The 22,999-nt window shown below is 62.5% G+C and carries 22 protein-coding genes; 8 read left to right on the forward strand and 14 right to left on the reverse strand.

Annotated elements, in window-relative coordinates; genetic code table 11:
• Positions 1–11: 11 nt before the first annotated feature.
• From pcaG to AAGQ88_RS13875, 9 genes are all read right to left on the reverse strand, one after another.
• The gene (gene pcaG / locus AAGQ88_RS13835) at positions 12–614 is read right to left on the reverse strand and encodes a protocatechuate 3,4-dioxygenase subunit alpha (RefSeq protein WP_342652631.1); all 603 of its coding nucleotides are present in this window, start codon (positions 612–614) and stop codon (positions 12–14) included.
• A gap of 13 nt (positions 615–627) precedes the next feature.
• On the reverse strand, positions 628–1,347 hold the full coding sequence (gene pcaH, locus AAGQ88_RS13840) for a protocatechuate 3,4-dioxygenase subunit beta (protein ID WP_342652632.1): 720 nt from the start codon (positions 1,345–1,347) through the stop codon (positions 628–630).
• A gap of 134 nt (positions 1,348–1,481) precedes the next feature.
• Positions 1,482–2,405, reverse strand: a complete 924-nt coding sequence (gene pcaQ / locus AAGQ88_RS13845; RefSeq protein ID WP_342652633.1) for a pca operon transcription factor PcaQ — start codon at positions 2,403–2,405, stop codon at positions 1,482–1,484.
• Between the two features lie 91 nt (positions 2,406–2,496).
• Positions 2,497–4,713, reverse strand: coding sequence for an ATP-binding protein (locus AAGQ88_RS13850; RefSeq protein ID WP_342652634.1), 2,217 nt, complete (start codon positions 4,711–4,713; stop codon positions 2,497–2,499).
• Positions 4,700–5,269 carry a biliverdin-producing heme oxygenase gene (locus tag AAGQ88_RS13855; RefSeq protein WP_342655807.1) on the reverse strand — a complete coding sequence of 190 codons (570 nt, stop codon included), beginning with the start codon at positions 5,267–5,269 and terminating at the stop codon, positions 4,700–4,702. The genes AAGQ88_RS13850 and AAGQ88_RS13855 overlap by 14 nt, the downstream gene beginning before the upstream one ends.
• Positions 5,270–5,475: 206 nt before the next feature.
• The gene (locus AAGQ88_RS13860) at positions 5,476–7,101 is read right to left on the reverse strand and encodes an NADP-dependent glyceraldehyde-3-phosphate dehydrogenase (protein ID WP_285423693.1); all 1,626 of its coding nucleotides are present in this window, start codon (positions 7,099–7,101) and stop codon (positions 5,476–5,478) included.
• Positions 7,102–7,258: 157 nt separating this feature from the next.
• Positions 7,259–8,422 (reverse strand): diguanylate cyclase, encoded by a 1,164-nt coding sequence (locus AAGQ88_RS13865; protein WP_342655808.1) that lies wholly within the window; start codon positions 8,420–8,422, stop codon positions 7,259–7,261.
• Between the two features lie 165 nt (positions 8,423–8,587).
• Positions 8,588–9,343 (reverse strand): DUF72 domain-containing protein, encoded by a 756-nt coding sequence (locus tag AAGQ88_RS13870; protein WP_342652635.1) that lies wholly within the window; start codon positions 9,341–9,343, stop codon positions 8,588–8,590.
• Entirely contained in the window at positions 9,340–9,771 is a 432-nt protein-coding gene (locus AAGQ88_RS13875; protein WP_342652636.1) for a DNA methylase, read from the reverse strand. Before AAGQ88_RS13875 ends, AAGQ88_RS13870 begins: the two co-directional genes overlap by 4 nt.
• A gap of 202 nt (positions 9,772–9,973) precedes the next feature.
• On the opposite strand from AAGQ88_RS13875, the gene AAGQ88_RS13880 reads away from it, so the two are divergent.
• Positions 9,974–11,713, forward strand: a complete 1,740-nt coding sequence (locus AAGQ88_RS13880) for a dipeptidase (RefSeq protein ID WP_342652637.1) — start codon at positions 9,974–9,976, stop codon at positions 11,711–11,713.
• Between the two features lie 80 nt (positions 11,714–11,793).
• On the opposite strand, the gene AAGQ88_RS13885 is transcribed toward AAGQ88_RS13880, so the two are convergent.
• From AAGQ88_RS13885 to gcvA, 3 genes are all read right to left on the reverse strand, one after another.
• Positions 11,794–12,333, reverse strand: a complete 540-nt coding sequence (locus tag AAGQ88_RS13885) for a thioredoxin (RefSeq protein WP_342652638.1) — start codon at positions 12,331–12,333, stop codon at positions 11,794–11,796.
• Between the two features lie 258 nt (positions 12,334–12,591).
• Positions 12,592–13,419, reverse strand: a complete 828-nt coding sequence (locus AAGQ88_RS13890) for a DMT family transporter (RefSeq protein WP_342652639.1) — start codon at positions 13,417–13,419, stop codon at positions 12,592–12,594.
• A 67-nt stretch (positions 13,420–13,486) separates the two neighbouring features.
• Positions 13,487–14,401, reverse strand: coding sequence for a transcriptional regulator GcvA (gene gcvA / locus AAGQ88_RS13895; RefSeq protein ID WP_342652640.1), 915 nt, complete (start codon positions 14,399–14,401; stop codon positions 13,487–13,489).
• 249 nt (positions 14,402–14,650) lie between these two features.
• On the opposite strand from gcvA, the gene AAGQ88_RS13900 reads away from it, so the two are divergent.
• Both AAGQ88_RS13900 and AAGQ88_RS13905 read left to right on the forward strand, forming a co-directional pair.
• Positions 14,651–15,538 (forward strand): alpha/beta hydrolase, encoded by an 888-nt coding sequence (locus tag AAGQ88_RS13900; RefSeq protein WP_342652641.1) that lies wholly within the window; start codon positions 14,651–14,653, stop codon positions 15,536–15,538.
• 325 nt (positions 15,539–15,863) lie between these two features.
• Entirely contained in the window at positions 15,864–16,733 is an 870-nt protein-coding gene (locus AAGQ88_RS13905) for an oxaloacetate decarboxylase (protein WP_285423684.1), read from the forward strand.
• Positions 16,734–16,772: 39 nt separating this feature from the next.
• Here the strand turns inward: AAGQ88_RS13905 and AAGQ88_RS13910 are convergent, their stop codons facing one another.
• Positions 16,773–17,024 (reverse strand): hypothetical protein, encoded by a 252-nt coding sequence (locus AAGQ88_RS13910; protein WP_342652642.1) that lies wholly within the window; start codon positions 17,022–17,024, stop codon positions 16,773–16,775.
• A 305-nt stretch (positions 17,025–17,329) separates the two neighbouring features.
• Between AAGQ88_RS13910 and AAGQ88_RS13915 the strand changes: the two genes are divergently transcribed.
• Complete coding sequence (locus tag AAGQ88_RS13915) at positions 17,330–19,801, forward strand: PAS domain-containing protein (RefSeq protein ID WP_342655809.1); 2,472 nt, start codon at positions 17,330–17,332, stop codon at positions 19,799–19,801.
• Between the two features lie 39 nt (positions 19,802–19,840).
• Here AAGQ88_RS13915 and AAGQ88_RS13920 read toward each other — a convergent pair whose 3' ends face one another.
• A complete protein-coding gene (locus tag AAGQ88_RS13920) occupies positions 19,841–20,290 on the reverse strand; it encodes a hypothetical protein (protein ID WP_342652643.1) in 450 nt (149 codons plus the stop codon).
• Positions 20,291–20,387: 97 nt separating this feature from the next.
• On the opposite strand from AAGQ88_RS13920, the gene AAGQ88_RS13925 reads away from it, so the two are divergent.
• The 4 genes from AAGQ88_RS13925 (at position 20,388) to AAGQ88_RS13940 (ending at position 22,823) form a co-directional block, all read left to right on the forward strand.
• Complete coding sequence (locus tag AAGQ88_RS13925; protein WP_285423681.1) at positions 20,388–20,687, forward strand: hypothetical protein; 300 nt, start codon at positions 20,388–20,390, stop codon at positions 20,685–20,687.
• 16 nt (positions 20,688–20,703) lie between these two features.
• Entirely contained in the window at positions 20,704–20,952 is a 249-nt protein-coding gene (locus AAGQ88_RS13930; protein WP_093458664.1) for a hypothetical protein, read from the forward strand.
• 153 nt (positions 20,953–21,105) lie between these two features.
• Positions 21,106–21,534 (forward strand): DUF2231 domain-containing protein, encoded by a 429-nt coding sequence (locus tag AAGQ88_RS13935; RefSeq protein WP_342652644.1) that lies wholly within the window; start codon positions 21,106–21,108, stop codon positions 21,532–21,534.
• Positions 21,531–22,823: a sorbosone dehydrogenase family protein gene (locus tag AAGQ88_RS13940; RefSeq protein WP_342652645.1), complete on the forward strand. Its 1,293-nt coding sequence runs from the start codon at positions 21,531–21,533 to the stop codon at positions 22,821–22,823. Before AAGQ88_RS13935 ends, AAGQ88_RS13940 begins: the two co-directional genes overlap by 4 nt.
• Positions 22,824–22,999: the final 176 nt, after the last annotated feature.

Consider the following 22,999-nt stretch of genomic DNA (forward strand, 5'->3'; position numbering starts at 1 on the left):
GGGGCCCCGCGTCAGAAATCGAAGAACACCGTTTCGTCTTCGCCCTGAACGCGGATGTCGAAACGATAGGCCAGTTTTCCTTCTACGGCGCAGCGTCTGGCGATCAGGGTCTGGCGTCGCTGAGGCTGCTCGATCAGATTGAGCACCGGATCCAGCGCGTTGCCTTGGGCCTCATCATCGAAATAAAGACGCGTCTGCAGCTGGATATTGATGCCACGGGCGAACAGCGACACGTTGATGTGCGGCGCCATCGGCACACCCGCCGCGTTGAGCACGACACCCGGCTTGACGGTCTTGACCAGCCATTCGCCATTGTCAGTGGTGGCGGTCCGGCCGAAACAGTTGAAGTCTTTACTCAAGTCATAGGCGGTGTCGTAGACCCCGTCGGCGTTGGCTTGCCAGAACTCCAGAAACGAATCGCGAATCAGGTGGCCGTTACCGTCGTAGACATGGCCCAGCAGGATGATGTGCTCGCCGGGCGCACCGGGCCTGGCCATCTCGTTCCAGATTTCCTGTTCACGCGGTGGATTGCCGGCCGCTTCGAGGGCCAGGCCGATGTGCACGTAGGGTCCGGCGGTCTGAGACGGGGTTTCAGGCAGGATTTCAACAGGCATGACTGGCCTCCTCTCAGGCGTTTTCAAAGTGTGTTTTGCGCTGACCGCGCAGGACGATGTCAAACCGATATGCCAGGCAATCCATCGGATTGGCCATGCTCATGTCCAGTCTGGCAATCAGGCTCTGCACCGCTTCGGCACTGGCAATCGACTTGACGATGGGGCACATCGCAATGAGCGGATCGCCCTCGAAATACAGTTGCGTGATCAGCCGCGTGGCGATGGACGGGCCGCTGATGGAGAAATGAATGTGCGCCGGACGCCAGTCGTTAGGGCCGTTGCGCCACGGGTAAGGGCCTGGCTTGACGGTGCGAAAGCGGTAATGACCGTCGCGGTCAGTCAGGCAGCGACCTACGCCGCCGAAATTGGGGTCGAGCGGCGCAAGGTAAGCGTCCTTCTTGTGGCGGTAGCGCCCCCCGGCGTTGGCCTGCCACATTTCAACTAACGTGTGCGGCACCGGCTTGCCGTATTGGTCGATCACACGCCCTGCGACAATGATCCGCTCGCCGATGGGCAGGCCGCCATGGTTGAAATTCAGCAGCAAGTCATCGTCGTGACGACCGAGTTGCACGTGAGAGAAGTCGGGACCGCTGGTCTCCGATATCGACTGGCCGATGCTGACCAGTGCCTGGCGAGGGGAACGCAGAATCGAGGTCTTGTAATCCGGAGTGAGGGCTTTGGGGTGCCAGTTGCGATCGCGTATGGCAAAGCGGCTGTCGTGGGCATCGGACATGCCGGTCTCCTTTTTGTCGTTTTTAGAAGGCTGCGCTTGTGGCCACGGCGACCTGAAGCAAGCGATGGGCGCAGTCTGGCGCGCCGGGAGCCTTGGCAAAACTGAAAAAAAAGACCGCATCCATAACCAAATGGTTATGGATGTTCGCCCTCACGATAGGCCGCACCCACTTCGCGCAGCGTCTCTACGCACCACTGCGCAGCGATGGACAGGGGCAATGCCGGATTGCTGCACAGTCCGACCGAGCCGCCGGGTTCACGGATGCCCAGCTCGAGCTCGGCCAGTTGCCCATCAGCCAGGTCCTGACGAACCGCGTCCAGCGGCGCGATCCACACCGCGTCGCTGCACTGCACGTAGCGACGGCTCAACGTCAATGACAAGGTTTCCAGACGCTGGCGCGGCGGCGTGATGCCGTGCTGTACGAACAGGCTGTCGGCGAATTTGCGGATGGTCGTGCCGGCCAGCGGCAGGACCAGCGGAAAATCTTCGAGCCTGGCGCCCTCGCCCTTGAGCAGCGGATGGTCGGCGCGCACCACCAGGGTCATCGACTCGCTGTACAGGTGCTCGAAGCTCAGACCGAGTATCTGCGGGCTGTCGGTCATGCGCCCGACCACAAGGTCCAGCTCGGCGAGACGCAGTTGCGACAGCAGGTAGGCGCTTGGCCCGGTGACGACGCTGATCACCAGCGCCGGATGACGGGCGTGCAGGCGACGGATCACCTCCGGCACCAGCACGCTTTCAACCGTCGACAGCACCCCCAGGCGCACCGCCACCGGCTCATGCTCGCCGGCGCGCAGGCTGTTCACCCCTTCGCGCAGCGCCTGCACGCTGGGGCCCGCGTAGCGCATGAACGCAACGCCCGCCTCGGTCAGCGCGGCACCGCTTTTACTGCGCACGAACAGGCTGGCGGACAGCAGCGTTTCCAGCTCCTTGAGGGTTTTCGACAGCGCCGGCTGACTGATCGCAAGCTTGCCCGAGGCCTTGGCCAGACTGCCCTGACGGGCGACCTCGAGAAAACACAGCAGATGTCGGAATTTGATGCGGGTGTCGATGTTCACGGCAGGGTCGGCCTGGAGTGGCAATGGGCAAAGAACTCGCGACTTTCCCGCACCCGGCGCGCCGACGCAACCGCAGGACGCTGTAAGCGGCTCATGGCGCCAGCGGCACGGTAAAGCGGAATTCGCTGCCCACGCCAGGCTCGCTGCTGGCGGTCAACTCACCACCATGGGCCTTCACGATCCCCTTGGAGATATACAGCCCAAGCCCCGTGCCGCTTGGATTGCCTTCGCGAATACGCCAGTAGCGCTCGAAGACGTGGGGCAACTGATCGGCAGCGATGCCGTCTCCGGAATCGACCACGCTGATGACGACCAGGTCGCCTTCGACGCTGGCCGTCACGCTGATCGTGCCCTCCTTTGGCGTGAATTTGATGGCATTGCCCACCAGATTCGACAGCACCTGAAATATCCGCTCTGGGTCGGCGAACATCTTCAGGTGAGGTTCGCCGGTGAAGCTCAGGTCGATGAACTTGTTCAGCGCCAACGGCGTCAGCAACGTCCAGGCGTCCTCGAAAAACTGACTGACTTCCAGCGCCTGCGGCTCGATCGAGTAGCGTCCGGCTTCGATCTTCGAGGTGTCGAGGAGGTCTTCGAGCAGATTGGTCATGCGCGCCGTGGCCCGCTGCAAGGTGTCGACGGCGGAAATGAGCCGCTTCGACGACGGGCTGACGTCGGCCGCCACCACGCGCTGCATCATGCCGCATTGCATGACGATCACCGTCAGCGGGCTGCGCAGGTCATGGGACACCACCGCAACCAGCTCATCGCGAGCGCGCACCGCATCCTTTTCTCGCAGCACCTGACGGGACAGATCCGCTTCCAGCGCCGAGCGGCGCAGATCTGAAACGGCGTACAGGTCGCCGACGCTCCATGCCTGCGCTGTGCCCTCGACCTGCTGTTTCCAGACGTTGAAGGATTCTCTTGGTTGCAAACGGTCGCCGACCAGGTGTTTGGCAGTCTCCGGGTTGCCGCTCCAGCTCACGCTGTCGATGACTTCCGGGCGAAACCACAGCACGCCGTTGTCGACCGGCTTGGGCAGGCTGATCGCGAGCAGGCCGCTGGCAATGCGCTGGTAGGCACCGGCTTCTGGCAGCAAGGCGCTCAGGCTCGAGGTTTCGACCACTGAGGACGCCTGCAACTGGACCCACTTGAGCAGTGCGTCGACCTGCTCGACCGATGGGCAGCGGCCGAACAGGTGCGCTTCGCCCTCGATGATCACGGCGACGCCCGAGGCTTCGGCCAGCGCCATGAGGGCCTCGGGATGCGCGATCAAGCCGTTGTAGACATCGCCGTCGGCCTCACGCATGGCCGCGGCGAGGGATTGCAACAGGTTTTCCTTGGCCTGACGCTGCAACTGCGCCTGGCGTTCTTCGAGCATGCTGATCTGCATCGACAGCACCTGGCCGATGGTCTGACAGGCGGCGCGCAGCGCATGCGGGACTTGCAGCGGCTGGCGGTTGCCACAGCTGATCAGTCCCCAGAGCTTATGGTCCTTGAGCAGCGAGATGCTCATGGAAGAACGCACGCCCATGTTGCGCATGTAGTGGCAGTGGATCGGCGACACGCTGCGCAGCACCGCGTAGCTCATGTCCAGTGGCTGCAGGGTGTCCGGACGCAGTGCCGGGACCATCGGCGCCGGGACATAGCTGGCGTCAGGAATGATGCGCAGCCAGTTGAGCCGGTACAGGTCGCGGGCTTGTTCGGGGATATCGCTGGCCGGGAAGAACAGCCCTTCGTAGGCGTCCAGCTCGGGGGTGGCCGACTCGGCGATGACCTGGCCGTGGCCCTGTTCCTGAAAACGGTAGATCAGCACGCGGTCGTAACCGGTCAGCGCACGGATTTCGTTGACGCTGATCTCGTACAGCGCCTCCAGCGTGCTGGCGGTCTGCAGCCGGCGCAGAGTGCGGGTCAGGTGCAAGTCCAGCGATGGCCTGTGCGCCTGGCCGGGCACGGGCTCAAGTTCAATGAACACGACGCCGTCGTGGCGATGCAGCAGGCCATCCAGTTGCAGGGCACCGCACACCAGCGCGAGCGGATTGACGTCCTCGAGGTGCCCGTTCGACAGCGCCTCGCGTATCAACCCGGCCTGATCGTCACCCAACCATCGCGACAATGGCTGGCCCGCCACCACATCCGCCGCAAGCCCCAGCACCTGCTGGGCATTGGCGCTGGCCTGCTGGACGGTCCAGTGTTGCTCCTCGACGGTCAACAGCACGCCGTGGGGCTGGATCGCACCGGGAATACGAATCGGCTCGTCGGCGCAGGTGTTCAGCAGCGCGCGGACATCTTGCGGATTATCGGGCGTCATGCAGTACTCCTGCGCGTTCGAGCCAGCGTTCGAAACAGCTGAATGTGGTGCATGCCGCGTCCACGACCTGCAGGTTGTGCGCCGGGTGATCGAACTCCGCCAGACGCTTGAGAAAGGCTTTCCACAGCCGGCCGGTGTCCCGGCCATAGACATCGAGAAATTCGCCGCCGGTGTCGGCGTCGATCGCCAGCTTGTCGGCGACGATGCGACGCAGCACTTGACCACCAAGGGTAGCGCCTTCCATCACGTACATCGTGCCGAGCAAATGAGCGGTGCTGTCGATGAGTGGGAGATCAGCGCAGACAGGCAGCGCTTCAATCGCGTCAGCGCTGAGGCCCAAGGCGCGAAGGTCCTTCGTCAGTGCGGGCGTCTTTTGTCGCTCAGTCAGCTTGAACAAGCCGCTGTCGAACGCCTCGACGCGTTGCTCCAGTGTGAGATGAAAACCGTAATACGCCTGCATCAGCCGGCGGTAGGTGACAAGGTCGAAGTCGGCGCGCAGAAAAGGAAGCCTGGCTTCCAGTGCGCGGTGTTGAGCCCCGGTTGCACTGCGCAACATCGTCAGGACTTCAGGGACGCTCGCGGCGCGAACGGGTTGCAGCTCGGGGGTGACATCAACCAAGGCCGGTGTTGTCCTTCAGGATCCGGGGAACAGGCTTGGAGTATCAGCCTTCGTGCACCCGCCGACAAGTTGATATCGGTGACAAGCGCGACCCCGCCGCCGAAAAGCCGACGGGGCGTGCCGAGAGGCGAAACGACTGCAGGTCAGAAAATGTAGTCGGTGGTCAGGAAGCTCGATTCCCGGTTATGGATGATGTCGCTGATCAAGGCCTTGTTGCTCTCCTGGAACTTGGTCGCGACCAATGTGCGGATGGAGAAGACCCGCAGGGCGTCATGAACCGACAAGGTGCCTTCGGCGGAGTTTTTACGGCCGTTGAACGGGAAACTGTCCGGGCCGCGCTGGCACTGGGCGTTGATGTTGATGCGGCCGACCTGATTGGCGAACGCGTCGACCAGACGACCGACCTGCTTGGGATCGTTGCCGAAGATACTCAACTGCTGGCCGAAGTCCGAATCCAGCACGTATTCGATCACGCTGTCCAGGTCGCTGTAGGCAACCACGGGCACCACCGGACCGAACTGCTCTTCGTGATAAACCCGCATCTGCGGGGTGACCGGGTACAGCACCGCCGGATAGAAGAACTGCTCGTGGGTCGTGCCGCCGCCTTCGTTGACCACTTTAGCGCCTTTGCTGACGGCGTCATCGACCAGCCCTTGCAGGTAATCGGTCTTGCCCGGCTCCGGCAGCGGGGTTAACGACACGCCCGCTTCCCACGGCATGCCAGGCTTGAGCTGGGCCAGTTTTTCTTCGAACTTTTCGAGAAAGCTGCCGACGACGTTCTCATGCACGAAGAGAATTTTCAGCGCGGTGCAACGCTGCCCGTTGAACGACAGGGAACCGGTGATCGCTTCGGCAACCGCGTTGTCCAGATTGACGTCCGGCAGCACGATGCCCGGGTTCTTGGCATCCAGACCCAGCGCCGCGCGCAGGCGGTGCGGCTTGGGGTGCAGTTTTTTCAGGGCGCTGGCGGCCTTGTTGGTGCCGATGAACGCGAACACGTCGATCTTGCCGCTGGCCATCAGGGCGCTGACGGTTTCGCGACCACTGCCGTAGATCACGTTGATCACGCCGGCCGGGAAGCTGTCGCGGAAGGCTTCCAGCAGAGGACGAATCAGCAGCACGCCGAACTTGGCTGGCTTGAAGACCACGGTGTTACCCATGATCAACGCCGGAATCAGCGTGGTGAACGTCTCGTTCAATGGATAGTTGTAAGGACCCATGCACAGGGTAACGCCCAGCGGCACGCGGCGGATCTGCCCGAGGGTGTCCTGCTCCAGCTCGAAGCGGCTCGAGCGGCGGTCCAGTTCTTTCAAGGCGTTGATGGTGTCGACGATGTAGTCGCAGGTGCGGTCGAACTCTTTCTGCGAGTCCTTGAGGTTCTTGCCGATTTCCCACATCAGCAGCGTGACCACGGCATCGCGCTGTTCGCGCATCAGCTTGAGGAAAGTTTCGACGTGATGAATACGGTCAGCCACGCGCATCGTCGGCCACGCGCCCTGCCCCCGGTCGTAGGCTTTGACGGCAGCGTCCAGCGCGGTCATCGCGGTGTCGGCGTCCATCAACGGCGTGCTGCCCAGCACCACCGACTCAAGGCCTGCGTCCGTCTTCAACGACACCGGACTGAGCACCGGCGCCAATGGCCCTTGCCACTGACGCAGTTCGCCGTTGACCAGATAATCGCGCTGCTCGATGGCAGGACCGGCACGAAACTGTTCGGGGATGTCTTCGGCGCGCGGGTACAGGTTGTCCAGGCGGTTTTGCAGGGTCATCTCTCTTTACCTCTTCCAGTCGGTCATCGTGCAAACAGACCGACACTACGCCACAGCCGCACGGGAATGAAAAGAGTTGCAAGAAATGTCACGCGCGAGTGACACGAAGCGCCGGGCTGAAACGATTAGGCCGCCCGCCCGGCTGACCGGTGCGGCACTAGGCCACCGCCGTCTGGTTGCGGCCTTGTGCCTTGGCCTGAAACAACGCCCGGTCAGCGTGGCCAAGCAGTGCGTGAACGTCCCGCTCGGCATCGCTCAACGACGCGACGCCGAGGCTGGCGGTGATGCCGCCGTGATGGTCGCACGCAATCGCGGCGATATCCCGGCGCAGTTTTTCGGCGATGGCGTGGGCGACGTCCGGCGACGTGTCCGTCAGCAGCAACGCAAACTCCTCGCCGCCCAGCCGGCCGCAGACATCGGCCTCGCGCACCGAATCGCAGATGACCGCGCCGATCTGGCGCAACACTTGATCACCGGCCTGATGGCCGTAGCGGTCGTTGATCTGTTTGAAATGGTCGATGTCCAGCATCAGCGCGCACAACGGCAGGCGGTTGCGCCAGCAGTGGTCGTAGGCGCGTTCAGCGTGATGAAAGAACGCACGACGGTTTTTCAGCCCGGTCAGCTCGTCAGTCTGCGCGGCATGGGTGGCAATGCGGTGGGCGTGTTCCATTTCGCGGGTCAGGCGAAAGGCCTTCTCCATTGCAAACGACAGCTTGCGCGTCGCGCTGGCGACGAACGATGCGAACACCAGCGAAGCGAACGCCATCCCGACCTGAGTAGCCTCAGGCTGGAACAGCAACCACGCCGAGCATGGCAGCAACACCAGCGCGATCGCCACCAGGGTCATCGAGCGATAAGCCGAGTAACAGGCCACCGCACTGACCGACATTCCGACCGTGAACAGCAACACCAGCGTCTGCGTGAGCAGATCACCCGGCTGCATCAATGCCAGTGCCCCGCCGCCCCAGATGCCGGCTGACAGCACCAGCGTGACCCAGTACGTGGTTTCCCAGCGCTGCGGCGTGCGCCCGGCTTCGGCGCAGCGAAAATAGGTGATCAGCATGATCAGGCGTAAGGAGGTCGAGCCACCGAGCAGCGCCAGCCAGCCGATGATCAGGCCGTGGGCGGCACGGTCCCAGCACAGCCAGGACAACATCAGCGCCGCGAGCAGACTGCCGAAAACCGAGAAAAAACTCTGACGAAACAACAGCTGCAAACGATCGGTTCGCACCTGGGCCCGTATCTGGACGTCGCGCTCATGTTGAAACTCGAGGAGGTACATCTGCTCCGCCCGGCCCTGCCAAGATGACATGGGGCTGATTGTGGCACCGTGCTACTGCGACGCACAACTCGCTTGCCTGGGATTTGCAAGAAATCGGATCCGCATCGGCTTTTTTACGACGAAAGGGTCGTCGGCATCTCGCCAGAGGCTCTAGTTCGGGCAATGCAGCGCGATGGACGATTGCATTCGGCGCGTTCTGACCCGTCAAGACGTACCGATGCGACGGTCCAGAATCGCTCTGAGCCTCAGCGCGTTCGCAGTGGCGGCTCCGCTGGCGGTGTTGTCGAAAATGCACCATGGCTGCCTACCCGCCAGGGCGCTGGACAGCAAATCGTCAGCCAGGCGTTGCAGATAGGCCTCGTCGTAACGGCTGTGATAAATGCGCGGCGCGCCGTGCAAGCGCCAGTAGTCCAGGCCGATATTCAGCCCCGCCTGACCCAACGGGGCGGCGTCATTGCTGATGCGCGACGGGTCGACTGCCGCTTGGGCAATGCCATGGGCCGCGAGCATCGGCGCGGCCTGAACCCAGGACTCGTGCCGGGGTTCGAGCACCAGCGGACCGCGATAGCGCTCACGCAGCTGTGTGAAAAATGCCTCGGCCACCGATGCATCGCACGAAAGCTTCGGCGGCAGTTGCAGCAGCAGACACCCCAACCGTTCACCCAGCGCCATGCACTGACCCAGAAACTCATCCAGCGGCTGTTCGCATTGCTGCAGGCGTCGCTCATGGGAAATCAGCTTCGGGATTTTCACCGAAAACCGAAACGCCGGCGGGACCGACTCAGCCCAGCGCCGGTAAGTCTGCGGCCGATGAGGCCGATAGAACGAGCTGTTGATTTCCACCGCGTTCAGCCGCAACGCGTAGCGCTGCAGGTGCGTGCCGTCACCGGGGAACGCCGGCGCGTGCTCGCGGCCGATGCTCCAGCCCGCGCAGCCGACGAATACCGTGGCGATGCTCAATACAGCACCTTCGCCGCTTCACGCATGAATATCTCCACGGTCTTGGGGCCGATGCCCTCGAACGCCTGCAAGCGTTTTTCGAAGTCCTCGCGGCTGTCACTGACCTCCCGGATGCGCCCGACCTTGCCGCCGTACTCGTCATTGAGCCGGGCGGCCAGCGCCAGCAGGCGCTCGGCGGTGGTTTCGTCGTATCGCACGTAATTGGCCTCGCCCAGCATTTTCACCAGCTCGCGATGGCTGCAATGGGCGAGCTTGCGCGGCGTGTCACGCTGGTGTTTGTCGACGATGACGCGGTAGGCCTGCTCTGCAATCTGCGCCTGAATCCGCTTGCCCATCAGAAAGCTTGCCAGCAGCCATTTGAACAGCGCGTCTTCATGGGCGCCGGCCAGGTCGATGTTCAAGTCATGTGCGGTAATGGTTTTGTTCATGTCGTCCTCCCGGTCTTCGCTAGACCCTGGGCCTGCCGACGGAATTCAACGGCTTTTTCATATCTGCGTCGCTTTTGCCGCTGGGTGCGACACATCCTGCATCAGGTATTTCAACGACGTCGTTCGAAATGTTAGGTTGCGAACGATTCTGATCGAGCGATCAGCTATTTCAATCGACTGCAGCAAAGGAATGCCCCACGCAATGAACGTTCAATTCAAGCGCCTGGCTTCGGCCGCTCTGGTGCTCGCCAGCCTGTCCTGCTTCGCCACCACGGCGTCCGCCACCCTCAGCGCACAACAGAGCGCAGACATCCTGACTCGCTTCAACGACACGTCGGTCAAGGATTTCCGACACTTTCTCGATCGTCTGGGCAAGAGTGATCTTGCAAAAGCCGACGGCCTGACCCCGACCATCAGCGCTTATCTCGCCAACAAGCCGCTTTCCGCGCAGCAGCAGAATGATGTTTATCGCCTGCTGGGGCTCTACACGCGGGTCAAATACGGCAGCGCTGCGACGCAGACCCTGCGCGAGCTGGTGGAAATCCCGACCTTCCAGACGCAAGGCCTCGCCCAGCACGACAATCCGGCGTTCATCAAGATCGCCGCAAAAATCGAGAGCCTGGCCAAGGCGTTCGATTTGAAGTTTCGCAACGTCGACAATCGCGTCTATGAAATCTCCCTCGACGGCAGTGGCAAGGAACTGGTCGGCATTCATGCCCATGCCGACGTGGTGCCCGTGACGCCGGAGAACTGGGTGCTGCAGGACGGCACCCGACTGGACCCGTTCAAGGTCACGCAGATCGGCGATCGCATGTACGGCCGAGGCACCGAAGACGACAAGAACGGCATCGTCGTCGCGCTCTACGCGATGAAGACCATCAAGGAGGAACACCTGCCGCTGGCGCGCAATTTCAAACTGCTGATCGACACCACCGAAGAAACCTCCGGGGATGCCATTCCGTATTATTTCGAGCGCAACCCGACGCCTGAATACAACCTGGCGCTGGATGGCAGTTACCCGGTGGTGATTGCGGAAAAAGGCTACGGCACGGTGATGGCGAGCTTCCCGCGCAAACCGGCGACGGGCAGCGGCGCAGAAATCACGACGATGACCGGCGGCATGGCCACCAACCAGATCCCGTCCCGCTCGGTCGCCACGTTCGTGACCGACACGCCCGCCGAGCTTGCAGCCAGCCTGCAAAAGGCAGGCGTCGAATACGTGGCGCAGAACGGCGGTAACTTCCAGGTGGACGCCAAGGTGGCTGGCAAAGACGTCAGCCTGACGGTGACGGGCGTGTCGGCGCACTCCTCGGAGCCTCAGTCGGGCGTCAACCCGGTCGCGCGGATGCTCGGCTTCATCAACAGTCTGAACGGCAAGGTCGCGCTCAAGCACAACTACGTCACCGACGCCGCGCAGTATGCCGCCGACAACTGGGGCCTGGACTATCTCGGCAACACACTGGGCGTCGCGTTTTCCGATGATTTCATGGGGCCGCTGACGGCCTCGCTGACCTATGTCGCCCTGGATGACCAGGCCTTCAAGCTCGCAGTCAACCTGCGCGTACCCAAGGGCAAGTCGCCTGAGACGCTCAAGCAGGAAATCGCCGGAAAAATCGACGCCTGGAGCGCCAGAACCCACATCGCGGCGACCTTCGATTACAAGATCGCCGAGCCGATGTATCGCAATCCAGAGGGAGAATGGGTCAAGGCGTTGCTCGCTGTCGCCAGCGAAAACCTGGGCATGGCGCACACGTTCGGGACCTCGGCGGGCGCAACGTCGGTGCATGAATTGCCCAACGGAGTGCAGTTCGGTCTGGCTCGTCCGGATGTCAAATACACCGGGCACACCGACGCCGAATTCAAGACCACCGAGCAGTTCCTGCTGGATCTGCAGATCGTGACCGAGATGCTCGGTCGCGTGGGCCAACTGCCGAAACTCTGACCGCTGACTGCGAACCCGCTGTGCGGCGGGTTCGCAGCCTTCATCGGGCAGCTACCGCGTTATTCAACATCCCTTTCGGGTCAAGCCAGTCGCGCTACCCAGTCTGCCACCGGATCGCCGCTGGACAAGTCGGCTTGCACCAACCCGTCGATCATGAACGTCGGCGACACGTGAATGCCGTTCTGCCGCGCGTATTTGCAGTGCCACTTGATCGGCCCCTGTAACTGAGGGTCGGCGAATGCCTCGGCAAGTTTCACACCGCTGTACTGCTCGATACGGTCGATGATCTGGTTCGGTGTCGCGTCCATGTTCGGCCCCACTGCGTGGTGCTCGAACTCGAACTCCTCACGATGCGCCGCCACGGCGGCCATGACCGCCTTGGCGTCTGCCTTACCGCCCGGCAGCGTCGACGCCGCCAGAATGCAGCGCACGATAACGCCGGAAAACATGTGCCAGGGCTGAGACTGCAGGCGGATCTTCACCGTGATGTTGTCTTCGCCCGCCTGAGCGAGCAGATCATCGAGCTTGTTGAACGCCTTGACCGAGAACGGACAGGTCGGCTCCAGGAACACTTCAAAGATACGAGGCCCGTGGCCCCAGGAAAGGTCGTCTGCTTGCATGGTTCATCCTGTTCGATGGGTGTTGCGCGAAGGCGGTCTGAGCATTGAACGCCGCGAGTCAGACTGCCTTCGACGAGCGGGTCATGAAACCGCCGGCCGGGCTCGCCAGACAGACCGTGGTGGCGGCCACATCAGCATGTCCGGCTGCCGAAACTGCGCAGCTTCGCGCTCGATAGTGCCCCATACGCGCCGGCATGGCGAATCCCTTGCGTTGCTAAACGGCCTCTGTCGCAGGAGCGAACCCGCGCAGTGCACCCATCAACCGATGATGATCGTGCCGGTGGCGATGACCACGCACGCCAGCAGTTTGCGCAGGTTCAGCGACTCGCCCAGAAAGAAGTATCCGATCAAGGCGGCGAACAGCACGCTGGTTTCGCGCAGCGCCGACACGGCGCCCATCGGCGCGCCGGACATGGCATAGATGACGATGCCGTAGGCCAGCAGCGAAACCAGTCCACCGACCGCTGCCGAGATCAGGCCGGGCCGCCAGGTGAACAGGCTGCGGGTGTCTCGCAAGGCGATATACACCACCGGCATCAGCACGCCCCACATCGCGCACATCCACACGGTATACGCCATGGGTGCACCGGACAGGCGTGCGCCTATGCCGTCGGTCACGCTGTACGCGGCGATGAAACAGCCCGTGCCCAAGGCGTACGGCAGGCCGGGCACGGCCAGTCGGCGACGCTTGAATGCCAGCGAGATGATGCCGGCGGACACCAGCCCGATGCCCGCCAGCGTGCTCGCGCTCACCGCCTCCCCGGCAAACGCCGCGGCACACAAGGTGATGAGAATGGGTGACGAACCGCGGGACACCGGGTAAGTCTGGCCCAGCTCTCCGACTTGATAGCTGCGCACCAGAAACAGGTTGTAGCCCACATGCAAGACTGCCGAGAGCCCGGCGTAGAACCAACTCGCCGAGGCTGGAGGCGGCAGCACCCACGCTGCGGCCGTGCTGGCGATCGCCACGGCGATGCACATGATCGTCATTGACCAGAGTCGGTCGGCACCGCCGCGCAGAAGCGCGTTCCAGCTGGCGTGCAGCAGCGCGGCGAAGAGAACCAGCAGGATGATGTGAATAGGCATGCCCCATCCTAGGCAAACCCGCCTGGCAACTGAAGCGAAGTCTCCTCATCGCCTCATGAGCAAACCCTCATGCATCTCTGCCGTAGCTCAGACCGGCCTTGGTCGATTCCTCCAGCAGCCAGTCGTGAAACCGGACGATGTGGGGCTGCGATTCGATGCCTTTGGGGCAGACGAAGTAATAACCGACCGGCGACGCGAACGGCACGTCGAACAGCCGGACCAGACGCCCATCGGCCAACTCTGCTTCCACGTGACCGCTGCGCGCCAGGGCAATGCCCTGACCGAGCAACGCCGCTTCGACGGTCATGTTGGTGTCGGCGAACCTGACGCATTCGTTCAGCGGCGAAATGCCCAGCCCGACCTGCTGAAACCAGACCTCCCACTTCGGCACCAGGTCGACTCCGTCGCGGGTCAGCAAGGGATAGCGCAACAGCTCGGCGGGTGTCTGCGGTACGCCGAAGCGGTGCAACAGATCGGGGCTGGCCACCGGGAAAATCTGTTCCCGGAACATGAAGTCCGAATACAGCGCGGGGTAGTTGCCGTTGCCCAGGCGGATGGCGACATCGGCCTCGCCGGCAGAAAAGCGGATGGCCGTATCGGTGGTTTCCAGCGTTACCAGGATGTCCGGATGTTGCTGGGACAGGCCTGGCAACCGGGGCAGCAGCCATTTCAGCGCGAAGGAATACGTGGTGCTGACCTTCAACCTGACCCGGCCCTTCTCTTCCCTCAATTCCGAGAGCGTGGCCTCAAGGTTCATGAAAAACTCACGCACGATGGGCGCCAGCGCCGCACCTGCGGGCGTGAGACTCAATGACTTGCCCCGCTCGAAGAGTTGCAGCCCCCAGAGGTCTTCGAGGTGACGGAGTTGATGGCTGACAGCGCTCTGCGTGACGTGCAGTTCCTGTGACGCGGAGGTAAAGGTGGCGTGCCGCGTGGCGACCTCGAAGGCGCGCAAGGTGGACGTGGGTGGCAGGTCTCTCATATCGGGTTCTCGGCAGCGACCGCGAAGGCGTGATGCATGAAGGGTTACTCATGATAAGGCAGCCGTCACGTTCATTCACAGCGACCTCGTCCGAGGGCTTCATCCGTCAGCGCGTGCGCATTCTTTCGCCAGACGGCGGTCACAGCGTTGTAGCGTTGGCCGGGCATTCTCTCGGCCGATACTGATGCCTGAGCCGCACATGAATCGGTTAGCGCATCGCCTGCCCTGCATGAATGGAAAGGAGCAACCGTGAAAGAGATCCACGCTGGTGTGTTGAAAACGGCTTATCGGGACATCGGCCCCGCAGACGGGCCGGTTGTCGTGCTGCTGCACGGGTTTCCCTACGACATTCATGCTTACGACGACGTGGCCAAATCCTTGGCGCAAGCAGGCTGCCGCTGCATCGTGCCGTACCTGCGCGGCTACGGGCCTACGCAATTCATCGACGCTCAAACCCTGCGCTCCGGCGAGCAAGCTGCGCTGGGCGCTGACCTGCTGGCGTTGCTCGATGCGCTGCAGATTCAGCGCGCTGTACTGGCCGGATACGACTGGGGCGGCCGCGCAGCCTGCGTCGTTGCTGCCCTGTGGCCGGAGCGCGTGATCGGTCTGGTGAGCGGTGACCCGGGTTACAACATTCAGGACATCTCGGCCGCCGACGCGCCGGCCTCGCCCGAGGCGGAGCGGCGTTTGTGGTATCAGTATTACCTTCACGGCGCGCGAGGCTACGCAGGACTTGCCGCCCATCGCGAGGCGTTCTGCCGTTTACTGTGGGCCTCCTGGTCACCGGACTGGTTGTTCAGCGATGCAACCTTTCAGGCGTCGGCCCAGTCATTTGCCAACCCCGATTTCGTTGACGTGGTCACTCATTCCTACCGTCATCGCTTCGGCCTGGTGGAAGGCGATCCGCGCTACGCCGAGATCGAGCGCGCCCTGGCGCAGCGCCCGCCTATTACGGTTCCGACCGTCATTCTGAGTGGTGGCAGCGATGGCGTGTCCTCCCGGCGCGATGATGCGGCGGCCAAGCGCGGCTTCAACGGCTCGGTCAGCCGACACGTATTGCCGGGGATTGGTCATAACGTGCCACAGGAAGCGCCGGCCGAATTCGCGCAGGCGGTCATGAGTCTGCTCGAGCGGTGAGCCGCTGCCGCGCGTGACCATTGATGCCGCGCCGTCAGCCGCGCGCAGCAACAATCCCGGCAGGCACTTCACCTTGGGCAAGCACCATTATATAAAGTGGGTCGGGGCTGACACCTTCATGCAATGGCCGCTGCCGACCTGCACTGGCGTCAAGCGTCACGGCCCTCGGAGACGCTGCCTCTGCACCGCTTTGGAGCGCTATCTGTTTAGTGCATGGGCCATACCGAACCGTCATAATGTTTCATCTTTTTGCATGGTAGTCTCGCCGCACTTTTAGCTTGGCGTAGATCGTTATCTTCGATGATGGCCAGAAACAGGAAGCCTCATGTCCAGAATTTCCCACTCAGCTCTGCGCCGTAATTTCCGAGAACTCCTGGCCTCGAAGGCTTGTTTTGAAACGGCATCGGTATTTGATCCGATGTCTGCGCGAATCGCCGCCGACCTGGGCTTCGAAGTCGGCATTCTGGGCGGCTCGGTCGCCTCGCTGCAGGTTCTTGCGGCACCGGATTTCGCCCTGATCACCCTGAGCGAATTCGTCGAACAGGCAACCCGCATCGGTCGCGTCGCACAGCTGCCTTTCATTGCCGACGCCGACCATGGCTACGGCAATGCCCTGAACGTCATGCGCACGGTGGAAGAGCTGGAGCGTGCAGGCGTTGCCGCGCTGACCATCGAAGACACCCTGTTGCCGGCGCAATACGGCCGCAAGTCGACCGACCTCATCACCATCGGCGAAGGCATCGGCAAGGTTCGCGCTGCGCTGGAGGCCCGCGTGGACCCTGAGCTGTCGATCATCGCCCGTACCAACGCAGGGGTACTGCCAGTCGAAGACATCATCGCGCGCACCAAGGCGTACGAAGACGCCGGCGCCGACGGCATCTGCATCGTCGGCATCAAGGACTTCACGCACCTGGAACAGATTTCGGAAAACCTGAGCGTCCCGCTGATGCTGGTGACCTATGGCAATCCGGAGCTCAACGACGCACAGCGTCTGGCCGATGCCGGCGTGCGCATCGTGGTCGCAGGCCACGCCGCCTACTTCGCGGCGATCAAAGCCACCTACGACAGCCTGCGCGCCCAGCGCCAGATCACCCGCAGCACCTCAAACCTGAGCGCGACGGAGCTGACCCATACCTACACGCTGCCGGAAAGCTACGTGGCATGGGCCAAAGAGTTCATGAACGTCAAGGAATGAACCAGCGTCACCGCCCGTCTTGTCGGCGAGCGGTGAACGTCATCGGTCGACAGCTGGCGTCGCGCCTTCCATCACCCTGATCTGCGTCAACCCTACCCGTTCGGCCTGCTGCAGGATTTCTTCGTGAGTCGCATCTGCGGCAGGCATCATCAGGCTGTTTTCTCCATCGCCGAAGTGCAACTCGAGCAAGTGCATCGCCGCCTCGTGCACAGGCAAGTGCGCCTGTTTGAGGTCGATGGCCAAGGTTCTCGGTTCGTCGTTGAACTGATATTCAAGGGTATAAACAGGCATGGCTCGTCCTCGGGGAATGGTGGGCGCAGTCATTATCCTGACTTACCAGTCAATTTTTAGTTCAGCTGCTTTTACCGCACAGCTTGTGCTTCTACGTCGACTGCCGGTGAAAGCAGGACGCTAGTGCAAGTTTCAGCGCTTTCTGCTCTGATTGCGCCTGTGCGCTAACGACCGCAATCGGCAGCGAAATCATTTACGAGGCATGATCGGGGGCTGGTCTGAAACATCTGAGTCGAGAGCAACTGGAAGCTGAGGTCATGCGCTTGCGTGGCGCCCTGGAGCATGCGCAGGCTGGCAGTCCTTCGATGGTCAAGGCGTCGACCACTGACGATGCCGGCGTCGAAAGCGATACTGACATCGAAGATTCGCTGGTGCGCTACCGACTGGCGGCCAGAGCCACCAACGACGCCATCTGGGATTGGGACCTGGTCGGCGATCATGTGCTGTGGAATGAAGCGCTCGAACGCGCGTACGGCCACAGCCTGGCCTGCGTTGAGACCACTGGCCTTTGGTGGATCAGTCAGATCCACCCCCAGGACCGCGCTCGCATTCATGCCTCGATTCATGCCGTCATCGACGGCAGCGACACCGCCTGGACCGATGAATACCGCTTCCAGCGGGCGGACGGCTCCTACGCCGAGGTGCTGGATCGGGGGCATGTGATCCGCAACGCCGACGGCAAGGCCGTGCGCATGATCGGCGCGATGCTCGACCTCAGCCAGCGACGCAGGGCCGAAATTGCGCTGCGCCAGAGCGAGGAGCGTTTTCGCACGATCCTTGAAACCATCGAGGCAGCGTTCGCCATCGTCCAGGTCAAGTACGACGCGGAGGATCGGCCGATCGATTACCGCTTCGTCGAGGCCAACCCGGCCTTCGAACGTCAGGCCGGCGTCAACCTGCGCGGCAAGTGGGTCACAGAGTTTGCGCCGGACCTGGAAAGCTTCTGGTTTGAAACCTACGGCCACGTCGCCAAGACGGGCGAGCCTGCGAATTTCGAAAACTACGCGAGAAACTTCGAACGCTGGTTCGACGTGCGCGCCGTTCGGGTCGGCAACCCTGCCGATCGGCAGATCGCGATCTTCTTCAGCGATGTCACCGAAAGGCGCCGCGCCCAGGAGCGCTTGCTGGAAAGCGAGGCGGTTGCCCGGGAAAACGTCGAACGGGTGCAGCTGGCACTCGCCGCCGGCGCGATCATCGGCACCTGGCATTGGCATCTGCCCACCGACCGTTTCACCGTCGACGAAGCGTTCGCCCGTGCGTTCGGACTGGATCCTGCGCTCGGCCGTGACGGCCTGAGTCTGGAACAGGTGATTGCCACCGTGCACGGCGAAGACCGCGACGGCCTGAAAGCCGCCATCGCCGAGGCGATCAGTCGGGGTGGCGCGTACGCGCATCAGTATCGGGTACGCCGTGCCGACGGTATCTATTACTGGATCGAGGCCAATGGTAGGGTCGAATGGGCGGAAGACGGCACGCCCTTGCGCTTTCCCGGTGTGCTCATCGACGTCGAGGAGCGGCGCTCGGTCGAAGGCGAACGCGATCGTGCCACCGCCGCCTTGCGGGCGCTCAACGAAACCCTCGAGCAGCGCGTGATCGAGCGCTCCGCAGAGCTCATGCAGGCAGAGGAGAAACTGCGCCAGTCGCAGAAAATGGAAGCGGTGGGCCAGTTGACCGGCGGAATCGCCCACGACTTCAACAACCTGCTGGCGGGTATTTCCGGCTCGCTGGAACTGACCAGCAATCGCATTCTTCAGGGCCGGCTCAACGACGTCGAGAAATACATTCTGGCCGCACAGGCCGCCACCCGGCGCGCTGCCGCCCTCACTCACCGCCTTCTTGCGTTCTCCCGTCGGCAGACCCTCGACCCGCGTCCCACCGATGTGAATACGCTGATGTTCGGCATCACCGAAATGGTTCAGCGCACCGTAGGGCCCGGCATTCAGGTTCAGACCATCGGTGCGCCGTCTCTGTGGCCGACGCTGGTCGATGCCGGGCAATTGGAAAACGCCCTGTTGAATCTGTGCATCAATGCCCGCGATGCCATGCCGGACGGTGGCACTATCACCATCGAGACGTCGAATCAGTGGATGGACGATGACGCCGCCCGCGCCCATGACATCCCTCAGGGCGAGTACATCTCGCTGTCAGTCAGGGACACCGGCATCGGTATGACCCCGGAGATCATGTCGAAAGCCTTCGATCCGTTTTTCACCACCAAGCCCATCGGTCAGGGCACCGGCCTGGGCCTGTCGATGATTTACGGCTTCGCCAAACAGTCCGGCGGGCAGGTGCGCGCGTATTCGCAAGTGGGCCACGGCACCACGATGTGTATTTATCTGCCGCGTTTCGACGGCAACGCCGTGAGCGACGAAACCGACGCCGGCAATCCGCAGGCGCCGATGTGCAGCGCCAGCGAAACGATCCTGGTGGTCGATGACGAGCCCACCGTGCGCATGTTGTTGATGGACGTTCTGCGTGATCTCGGCTACACGGTGCTGGAAGCCGCCGACAGCGTGGCCGGACTGGCGGCCCTGCGCTCCGACGTGCACATCGACCTGCTGATCACCGATGTCGGTTTGCCGGGCGGCATGAACGGACGGCAAATGGCAGACGCCGGACGCGAGGTGCGGCCTGAGCTCAAGACGCTGTTCATCACCGGTTACGCCGAAAATGCAGTCATCGGCAACGGCCATCTCGGGCCTGGCATGTGGGTGCTGACCAAACCCTTTGCGGTAGACGCATTGACGTCTCGCGTTAGGGAATTGATGAACGCCTGACGGCCACGCCGCCGGTCGCTGCCCCGGCGATCATCGCCGTTAATGGCCTTCTTCGGGCTCGGCAGGCAATTCGGCGATCATTGGCCAGCGGTCATGCACCCATTCGTACGCTGGTGGCGGCGTTGTGGTGACAACGTAAACGCGGCGCTCTTCGGCTTCGCCGATCACCAGGCATTCCAGGCCGTACCCTTGGGTCATCTCGAACCAGTGGGAGACGCGCTCGGCGTCTTTTTCCATGTAACCGCTGACCAGCCCCAGCGCGCGTTGGGGGTGATACTTGTCCCACCCGCCTCGCTCGATGGTTTCGCGCTTGGCCCAGCCCCCCTGCGGCCCGTTGCCGGGCTGTTCCTTGCGCCGCCCCCACGCCACCCAGCCCAGTTCCGTGCCGTCTTCGAGCATCACCGGAAACGCTGCTTTCGGGTTGGGGAAGTACACCCTGACCGGCACGTACGCCCTGTTCTTGTCTTTCGCTTCGACTCCGCCGCACATAGCAATCACCCCGTCGGATTTGGTTCATACAGCGTTGACCCGGAGAACGCCGTTTAGTTAACTGTATATAAATACAGTTATTCAGCAAAGGCCGGTCATGCAATTCGTCATCACACCCAGGCGCCGACAAGGCGTCGCGCTGCAGATGGTTCCTCCCAAGCGCACGACCGCGATTCAGGGGGAGCTGGTCATCATGAATCGCATCTGCGAGCAACTGAACCGGCATTCGAACGTCGCAAGCCTGCGGCCCATCTACGGGACGGGCCGCCTGCTGTTACCCGAGCTGTTCGACGCGACCTTGTCGGCGATGGCCCGTGAGGGATTCACCCTCAGCGGCATCGAGTTCGACGGTGAGCGGTGGTACGCGCAATCCTGGTGGTGTCGGCCGATTGATTAAGGGAGAGCAAGGTGAAATGGGCAACGAGGACATCAGAAATCGCGAGCTGGAGCTCTGGAACATCCTGCTCAACCACGAGGGTCGCCGGGAGCTGGCGATTGATCACTGGAGCGGAGAACTCACCGGCCACGCCATGACCCTGGCCCGGCTTGAGGTCATCAGCGCAGAAGAACTGCAAGAGATGCTCGAATACGCCGACGCTGCTTACAGCCATGCCATCGAGCAAAGCCACACCCGCGAATGGGAACGCGGTAACAAGCGGTAAACGCAAGCGGGTACATGCCCGCTGCCGTCGTCGCCCTGGCATGGACGCAGGAAATTGCGTTGAACTTACGTGGCGCCGGCAAGATCCTTTTTATCGCGCTCGATGCATTCACGCTGAGGAACAGCGTTGAGCCGCCAACGAAAAGGAGCCGACATGACTGACACGACCTATCCGCCCTACCCGACCAGGCCTTCGCCGCTTCACGCCCTGCTGCTGGCCGGCGCTGTGCCGCTGTTTCTCGGCGGGCTGCTGAGTGACATCAGCTACTACGCGACCTATCAGATCCAGTGGAGCAACTTCGCCGCGTGGCTGATTGCCGGCGCGCTGGTGTTCTGCGGGTTTGCCCTGCTGTTCGCGCTGATCAACCTCATTCGCGCCGCCCACAAGGGCGGAAGGCCCACGGTGTATTTTCTGCTCTTGCTGGTCACCTTTGCATTGGGACTGGTCAATGCGTTCGAGCATGCCAAAGACGCCTGGGCCGTCATGCCGTCGGGCCTGGTGCTGTCGGTCATCGTCACTGTGCTCAGCGTGATTGCAGCATTCACCGGGCTTGGCGGCCTGCGCGCGGGAGGTGCACGATGAAACGTCTGTATCCATTGACTGCCCTGACCATGGCGCTGCTGCTCAGTGCATGCGGCAGCGAGAGCGACAGCACCCAGGCCCGCGGACCGGATCCGAAGATGCCGGATCCTCAGCGCGGGCTGCTGCCCAGCATGAAGATTGCCGAACCGGTGGCCTGGGGCGATCAGAAGCCGACCGTCCCGGACGGCTACAGCGTGACGGCCATCGCGACCGACCTGAAGATTCCCCGGCAGACCCTCGTACTGCCCAACGGCGACATTCTGGTGGCCGAGGGTCGCGGCGGCAGTGCCGCGAAACTCAAGCCCAAGGATGTCATCGCCAGTTACATCAAGGCCGAAGGCAACACCAAGGTCAAAGGTGGCAATCGCCTGACCCTGCTGCGCGATGCGGACGGCGACGGCGTGTATGAACTGAACACAGTGTTCGCCGAGAACCTCAACGCGCCCTATGGCCTGGCGTACGCGAACGGCAAAATTTACGTGGCCAATCAGGACGCACTGGTGCGCTTCGATTACGCAGACGGCCAGACCAAGGCCACCGCCGCCCCGACGACCATTACCGAGCTGCCCTCGCAGATCAACCATCACTGGACCAAATCCCTGGCGATCAGTGAGGACGCACGCTTCCTGTATGTGGGGATCGGCTCGAACAGCAACGTCACTGAGCGCGGCATGGAAGTCGAACTCGACCGCGCCCGGGTGTGGCAGATCGATGCGCAGACCGGCGCGCACAAACCATACGCGACAGGCCTGCGCAACCCGACCGCCATGAAGGTGCAACCGGGGACCGGTCAGTTGTGGACCGTGGTCAACGAGCGTGATGAGCTGGGCCCGGACCTGGTTCCGGATTACCTGACCTCGGTGCGTGAAGGCGCCTTCTACGGCTGGCCTTACAGCTATTGGGGCCAGAACGTCGACACCCGCGCCCAGCCACAAAACCCGGACAAGGTCGCGTCCGCGATCAAACCCGACTACAGCCTGGGTTCGCACGTCGCAGCGCTGGGCGTCGACTTTTCCATCCCGGCAATGGGCGACAAGTTTGCCAACGGCGTGTTCATCGGCCAGCACGGCAGCTGGAACCGCGACAACCCGGTCGGCTACAAAGTGGTCTTCGTGCCGTTCAACAACGGCCGTCCGGCGGGTGATCCCGTGGACTTCGCGACGGGCTTCCGGGGTAATGACGGCAAGACCCGCGGCCGCCCCGTGGGTGTCACGGTCGACCCGCGCGGTGCGCTGATCATCGCCGACGACCTGTCCAACACCGTATGGCGCGTGACCCGCAACAAATAACCCGCTGGCTGACCGACCGCGTCAGGCGTGGATGACTCGCAGGACCGGCTTCAGCCGGGAAGGCGTCGAGTGGCACATCGCTGAATCGATGGTGTGCACAACGACCTCTTCCCGGCTAAAGCCGGTCCTATTGTTGGCTGCGTCATGCCGGGATATCGCGGCTGAAGCCGGGACAG

The organism is Pseudomonas sp. F3-2 (genome assembly GCF_038804275.1).
Lineage (GTDB): Bacteria > Pseudomonadota > Gammaproteobacteria > Pseudomonadales > Pseudomonadaceae > Aquipseudomonas.